Source organism: Nocardioides sp. P5_C9_2 (genome assembly GCF_054049555.1).
Genome location: NZ_JBFUMD010000199.1, coordinates 1 through 6,360, shown reverse-complemented (window position 1 = coordinate 6,360; position 6,360 = coordinate 1). Strand labels below are relative to the sequence as shown.

The following is a 6,360-nucleotide window of genomic DNA, read 5'->3' as shown; positions in this document are numbered from 1 at the left end:
GCCCTCACCGTCGTCCCGATCGAGACCCCCACGCTCGGCGACCGCAGCTACCTCGTGCACGACGGCGAGGTCGCCTTCGTGGTCGACCCGCAGCGCGACATCGACCGCGTGCTCACCCTGGTCGACGAGCACGGCGTACGCCTCACCCACGTCTTCGAGACCCACATCCACAACGACTACGTCACCGGCGGCCTCGCCCTCGCTCAGCACACCGGTGCCCAGTACCTCGTCAACGGCGAGGACGACGTGTCCTTCATCCGCACCCCCCTGGCGGACGGACAGGTCGTCGAGGTGGGTGGACGGATGCGCGTCACCGCGCTGGCAACCCCCGGCCACACGTTCACCCACCTCTCCTACGTCCTCACCGACGGAGGCGAGCAGATCGGCGTCTTCTCCGGCGGCTCGCTGCTGTACGGCGCCACCGGCCGCCCCGACCTGCTCGGCCCCGAGCACACCCACGACCTGGTGCGCCACCAGCACGCGTCCGCCCACCGGCTGGCCGACCTCCTGCCGGACGACGCCGAGGTCTTCCCGACCCACGGCTTCGGCTCGTTCTGCTCCACCACCAGGTCCGGTGCCACCCAGTCCGACGCGACGTCCTCGACCATCGGCCGCGAGAAGCAGTCCAACCCGGTGCTGACCCAGGACGAGGAGACCTACATCGAGGAGCTGCTGGCCGGCCTCGGCGCCTGGCCCGCCTACTACGCGCACATGGCCCCGGCCAACGCCTCCGGCCCGTCGGAGCCCGACCTCTCGGCGCCCGCGGTCGCCGACGCCGCCGAGCTGCGGCGCCGCATCGAGGCCGGCGAGTGGGTCGTGGACCTGCGCAGCCGTACGGCGTTCGCGGCCGGCCACGCACCCGGCACCCTCAACTTCGGCCTGGACGGTGGCTTCGCGACGTACCTCGGCTGGCTCATCACCTGGGGCACCCCCCTCACCCTGCTCGGCGAGACCGCCGAGGACGTCGCCGAGGCGCAGCGCGAGCTGGTCCGCATCGGGATCGACCGCCCGGCCGCCCACGCGACCGGCGGGCCCGAGGACTGGAGCGACCGGGACCTCTCGTCCTTCCCCACCGCGACCTTCGCCGACCTGGCCCAGGTCCGTCACCACCGCGAGGTGGTCGTCCTGGACGTGCGCCGAGCCGACGAGCACGACGCCGCCCGCATCGACGGGGCGGTCAACATCCCGCTCCACGAGCTCTGGGACCGACTCGCCGAGGTGCCTTCGGGCGAGGTCTGGGTGCACTGCGCCGGGGGCTACCGCGCCTCGGTCGCGGCCTCGATGCTCGACGCCGCCGGACGCTCGCTGGTGGCCATCGACGACTCCTTCGACAACGCCTTCCCCGACTCCGTCGACGGTGCCGAGCCGGTCGGGCTCCACCTGGTGGGGCCCGAGGCGTGACCCTCGCCCTCGCCCTCGTCGCCGGCGCGCTCATCGGGCTCAGCCTGGGCGCGCTCGGCGGCGGCGGCTCCATCCTGGCCGTCCCGGTGCTGGTCTACGCCCTCGGGCAGAGCCCCGCGCAGGCGACCACCGGCTCGCTGGTGGTGGTCGGGGTGACCTCGCTCGTCGGCGCCGTCACGGCGTACAAGGCCGGCAACGTCCTGCTCGCCCGCGGTGTCGCCTTCGGGCTGGTCGCGACCGGCGGGGCCATCGTCGGGGCCCGTGCCTCGGCCGCCGTCCCGGAGCCGGTGCTCCTCGGCGCCTTCGCCGTGCTGATGCTCGCGGTCGGCACCCTGCTCGCTGTCCGGCAGTGGCGTGGTCGTCACACCGGTCCCGCCGAGCGCTCGGCCCGGCGCCCGGAGCTGGACGACCCGATCCTCACCTTCAGCCCGACCTTCGCCTGCCAGTGCCCCCGGGCCCTCAAGGTGGTCGTCACCGCGACGGCCGTCGGGCTCCTCACCGGCTTCCTCGGTGTGGGCGGCGGCTTCCTGGTCGTGCCCGCGCTGCTGGTGGCGCTGAGCCTGCCGATGGAGTACGCCGCCGGCACGTCGCTGGTGGTCATCACCCTGACCAGCACCGTCGCGCTGCTCGCCCGGGCCGGCAGCGGCGTGGCCCCCGACTGGTGGCCGGTCGTCGTGCTCACTGCGGCGGCCGCCGTGGCCGCTGTGGTCGGCGCCCGCGTCGCCGACCGGGTCGACACGCGTCGTCTCTCGGCCGCCTTCACCGGACTCGTCCTCGCCGTCGCGGCGTACACCGCCGTCCAGGCCCTGCCCGCCCTCGTCTGACCCATCTCCCACCACCTCCGACCGCACCACCTCCGACCTCCGCACACCCGACCTCCGCTCTCCCCGACCTCAGGAGCTCTCCATGACGTCGACGGCCGCCCGCCGCCACGCTGCCCGACCCGATCCCGACGACCTCGGCTACCGCCCCGGCCCCCTCGGTCGACTCGGCGTGTGGGTCACCCACCACCGCCGCATCACCGCCGGAGTGTGGCTGCTGCTCATCGTCGGCCTCGGCGCCTTTGCGCCCAAGGTCGAGGCGAACCTCTCGGGTGCCGGCTGGCAGGCCGACGGCTCGGAGTCGGTCGCCGTGCGCGAGGTCGCCCAGGAGAGCTTCGGCGGCAACGCCAGCTCGGCCATCCAGGTCGTCGTGCACAGCACCGACGGCCCCGTGACCGAGGGGCAGGGCAAGGCCGTGCTCGCCCGGGCAACGGCCATCCTCCAGGACGAGCCGCGCATCGCCGACGTGATCGCGCCCCAGCCCGGCGCCACGCTGAGCCAGGACGGCGAGACCGCCGTGATCCTCGCCGGCGCCGGCGCCGACCCCAACGAGATGGTGCGGGTCGCCGACGACCTCAAGGGCGAGCTGGAGGCCCTCTCCGGTGACGGCGTCGAGGTCAACCCGACCGGCGCCTCGCTGCTCTGGTCAGACTTCAACGAGGCCAACCTCGACGCGATGCTGAAGTCCGAGATGTTCTCGTGGCCGGTCACGATGGCGATCCTCGTGCTGGCCTTCGGGGCCCTGGTCGCGGCCGGGCTCCCGCTCATCCTGACCCTGGCCGGCCTGGTTGCCTCGGCCGGCTCGCTGGTGCTCATCAACGAACTCGTCCCGGTGTCGGTCTGGGCGATGAACTTCGCGATGATGTTCGCGCTCGCCCTCGGCATCGACTACGCGCTCTTCCTCGTGGTGCGCTTCCGGGCCGCCCGGATGGGCCACCACGAGACGCCCCGGCAGGCCATCGCGGAGACGATGGACACGGCCGGCAAGGCGGTGCTCCTGTCCGGGATCACGGTCCTTGTGTCCCTATCCGCGGTCATGCTCGTGCCGTCACCCTCCTTCCGGTCGATGGCGGGCGGGATCATGCTCGCGGTGACGTTCGTGCTCGCCGCCACGCTGACACTGCTCCCGCTGGTGCTCTTCACGCTCGACCACCGGATCAACAAGCTCTCCCTGACGTGGGTCCACACCGGCGAGCACCGTTCGGCCCGGTTCGCGGCCTGGGGCGAGCGCCTCTGGAAGCGGCCGGTGGTCTTCGGCCTGGCCGCGATGGTCGTGCTGCTGGCCCTGGCCGCCCCCGTCCTGGGACTCCGGACCGCGATGCCGTCCATCCAGGTCCTGCCCGACGACGCCAGTGCCCGCGTCGGCTACGGCCAGGTCCAGGACGCCTTCGGTGAGGGCGCGCCCGGCACCCTCCAGGTGATCGCGAACGCCTCCGACGCCGAGGCCACCACCGCCGCGCTCACCGACGACCCCGGCATCGCCGGGGCCATGCCCGCGCAGCCCGCTGCGGACGGCAGCGACCTGGTGCTCATCCAGGCCGTCCCGACGGTCGACCCCTCCGACCCCGAGCTCGAGGCGACCGTCGACCGGCTGCGCGAGGAACTGCCGGACTCCGCCCTGGTCGGCGGTGCCGCCGTGGAGAACCTCGACCTCAAGGCCCAGCTCGACGAGTCGACGCCGCTGGTCATCGGGGTCGTGCTCGCCCTGGGCTTCCTGCTCCTGCTGGTCGCCCTCCAGGCCCCGCTCATCTCGCTGCTCGGGACCCTGGCCAGCCTGCTGTCGACGGCCGCGGCCTTCGGCGTCGCCCGTCTGGTCTTCCAGGAGGGGTACGGCGCCGGGTTCCTCGGGTTCGAGTCCCAGGGCTTCCTCGACGCCTGGGCGCCGGTGTTCTTCTTCGCGATGATCTTCGCCATCGCGATGGACTACACGGTCTTCCTGCTGGCCTCGGCCAAGGAGCACTACGAGCGCTCGGGCGATCCCCGGGAGGCGATGGTCGGCGCRCTGGCCCACTCAGGCCGGGTGATCTTCGCCGCGGGCGCGGTCATGGTCGCGGTGTTCTTCACCTTCGCGCTGTCCGGCCCGTTGCCGCCCAAGGAGATGGGGATCGTCCTCGGCGTGGCCGTGCTGCTCGACGCCTTCCTCGTCCGGCTGGTGCTGCTGCCCGTCATGCTGCGCCTCACCGGCAAGGCCGCCTGGTGGAGCCCGCGCTGGCTGACGCGGGTGCTGCCGAGGATCACGTTCTCCCACGGCTGATCGCCCAGTCCCCCACCCCCCTTCCGGAACCACCCGAGAACCCCTCACAGAACGGAGCACACCATGTGCCGAACAGTCCGCTGCAAGACCTGCGGCAAGACCACCTGGGCCGGTTGCGGCCAGCACGTCAGCCAGGTGATGGCCGGCGTCCCCCGCGACGACCGCTGCCCCGGCCACCCGAAGGCCGAGCGCGAGTCCGGCGGCTTCCTCTCGAAGCTCTTCGGCCGCGCCTGACCCCCGGACCCGGGCACCCTTCCCAGCCCACCCGGACCCTTCACTGTGGGTTCGGTGTCACCTGGTGGCACCGAACCCACACCCAGTGCGAGCAGGTCCACCCTCCGGCAGCGGCCGGTCACCCGCCCGGGTGGTGGGGGCGATCGGCGATCCGCTCCCACTCGCAGGTTGTCCGTAGTGTCGACCGGATGAGCACGAACTTGAGGGAGCGGGTCGACCAGCGGATCAGCGACCCGATCTGGTGGAACGACGTCCTGCAGCTGTCCAAGACGGTGCTGGCGGCCGTCACGGCCTGGGTGCTGGCGGCCAGCGTGCTGGACCTGCCGCAGCCGTTCCTGGCCCCCTGGTCCGCCCTGCTCGTGGTGCACGCGACCGTCTACCGCACGTTCTCCAAGGGCACCCAGCAGGTGGCGGCGACGGTGGTCGCGGTGCTGCTGGCCACCGTCGTCGGCGAGTCCTTCGGGCTCACCACGGGCGCCATCACCCTGCTCCTCGTGGTGGCCCTCCTGCTGGGCGCCGTCCCGTGGCTCGGGGCCGAGGCCACCACCATCGCCACCACCGGGCTCGTGGTGCTCACCACCGGGTTCGAGAGCGACGTGATGCTCATCTCCCGGCTGCTCGACACCGCCATCGGTGTCGCGGTCGGGCTGCTGGTCAACGTGATCGTGTGGCCGCCGCTGCGTCGGCACACGGCCGCCAAAGCCCTGGACCGCATCGACGACCGGATCGGCGAGCTCCTCGCCGACATGTCCGGCGGCCTCGGGGACGGGTGCCAGGACGAGGACGTCACCGGGTGGATCGACCGGAGCCGGGACCTCGACCGCGAGGTGGACCAGGCGTGGGCGCTGGTGCGCCAGGCGCAGGAGAGCGCCCGGATGAACCCGCGCCGCTCCGCCCGCCAGATGAAGAACCCCGAGCAGTGGCACGGGCTGCTCCGCCGCATGGAGCAGTCCGTGGCGGAGACCCGCAGCCTGGCCCGCACGCTCGGTGGCCAGTCGGCCCACAAGGAGACCTGGGGCGACGACTTCGCGGTCCCGTGGATCGAGATGCTGGGCGACACGGGACGGGCCGCCGCCGCGGCCGACCCCGACGCCCTGCACGTGGTGCGTGAGCGGCTCAACGACTTCACCGAGGGCATGCGCGAGACGGAGCGCTCGGCCGAGTGGCCCGTGTACGGCGCGCTGATCATCAACCTGCGCAACATCATCGACTCGATGGACGTGGTGGCGGAGGCCAACCCGATCGGGGGCAACCGGCTGCCGTTGCGGGTCCCCGGCGGTCCCCGGGCGGCCACGACGGCCTGACTGCGACCGACCTCAGACGAGCACGGTGCGGCCGTCCGCCCAGACGACGAGGCCGCCGCGATCGGGCCGGGTCCGCAGCCACGCGAGGGCACCCACCCCCTGGGCGTACGCCGCGGTCGCATCGATGTCGGCGGCCACGAGGTCGGGGGCCACCACGGTCACCGAGGCGACGCCGGACGGCGGGCGCCCGGTGCGCGCGTCGACGACGTGCTCACCGCGGTGGGCGGTGCCGGAGGTGGCCACCGCGCCGCGCCGGCACGGCACCTGCGCGACCAGCGCCGAGGGGTTCCGCGGGTCCTCGATCCCGATCCGCCACGGGTCGCCGTCGGGCTCCGCGGTCCAGCAC

6 protein-coding genes are annotated in these 6,360 nt (G+C 73.0%); 5 read left to right on the top strand and 1 reads right to left on the bottom strand.

Annotation, left to right across the window (positions count from 1 at the left end):
- From ACXJKL_RS11470 to ACXJKL_RS11450, 5 genes are all read left to right on the top strand, one after another.
- Positions 1 to 1,401: MBL fold metallo-hydrolase (locus tag ACXJKL_RS11470; protein ID WP_457207176.1), on the top strand; the 1,401-nt coding region annotated here is incomplete at its 5' end.
- Positions 1,398 to 2,225, top strand: coding sequence for a sulfite exporter TauE/SafE family protein (locus ACXJKL_RS11465; protein ID WP_457207175.1), 828 nt, complete (start codon positions 1,398 to 1,400; stop codon positions 2,223 to 2,225). The genes ACXJKL_RS11470 and ACXJKL_RS11465, both read left to right, overlap by 4 nt.
- Positions 2,226 to 2,307: 82 nt before the next feature.
- On the top strand, positions 2,308 to 4,476 hold the full coding sequence (locus ACXJKL_RS11460) for an MMPL family transporter (RefSeq protein ID WP_457207174.1): 2,169 nt from the start codon (positions 2,308 to 2,310) through the stop codon (positions 4,474 to 4,476).
- Between the two features lie 63 nt (positions 4,477 to 4,539).
- Complete coding sequence (locus ACXJKL_RS11455; protein WP_457207173.1) at positions 4,540 to 4,710, top strand: hypothetical protein; 171 nt, start codon at positions 4,540 to 4,542, stop codon at positions 4,708 to 4,710.
- Between the two features lie 188 nt (positions 4,711 to 4,898).
- Positions 4,899 to 6,014 (top strand): FUSC family protein, encoded by a 1,116-nt coding sequence (locus tag ACXJKL_RS11450; protein WP_457207172.1) that lies wholly within the window; start codon positions 4,899 to 4,901, stop codon positions 6,012 to 6,014.
- 12 nt (positions 6,015 to 6,026) lie between these two features.
- Here ACXJKL_RS11450 and ACXJKL_RS11445 read toward each other — a convergent pair.
- A partial coding sequence (locus ACXJKL_RS11445) for an FAD:protein FMN transferase (protein WP_457207171.1) occupies positions 6,027 to 6,360 on the bottom strand: 334 nt, incomplete at its 5' end.

Excerpts from the sequence above, each read along its gene's own strand:
- ACXJKL_RS11455 (WP_457207173.1), top strand. The coding sequence starts at position 4,540 with ATGTGCCGAACAGTCCGCTGCAAGACCTGCGGCAAGACCACCTGGGCC.
- ACXJKL_RS11450 (WP_457207172.1), top strand. The coding sequence starts at position 4,899 with ATGAGCACGAACTTGAGGGAGCGGGTCGACCAGCGGATCAGCGACCCG.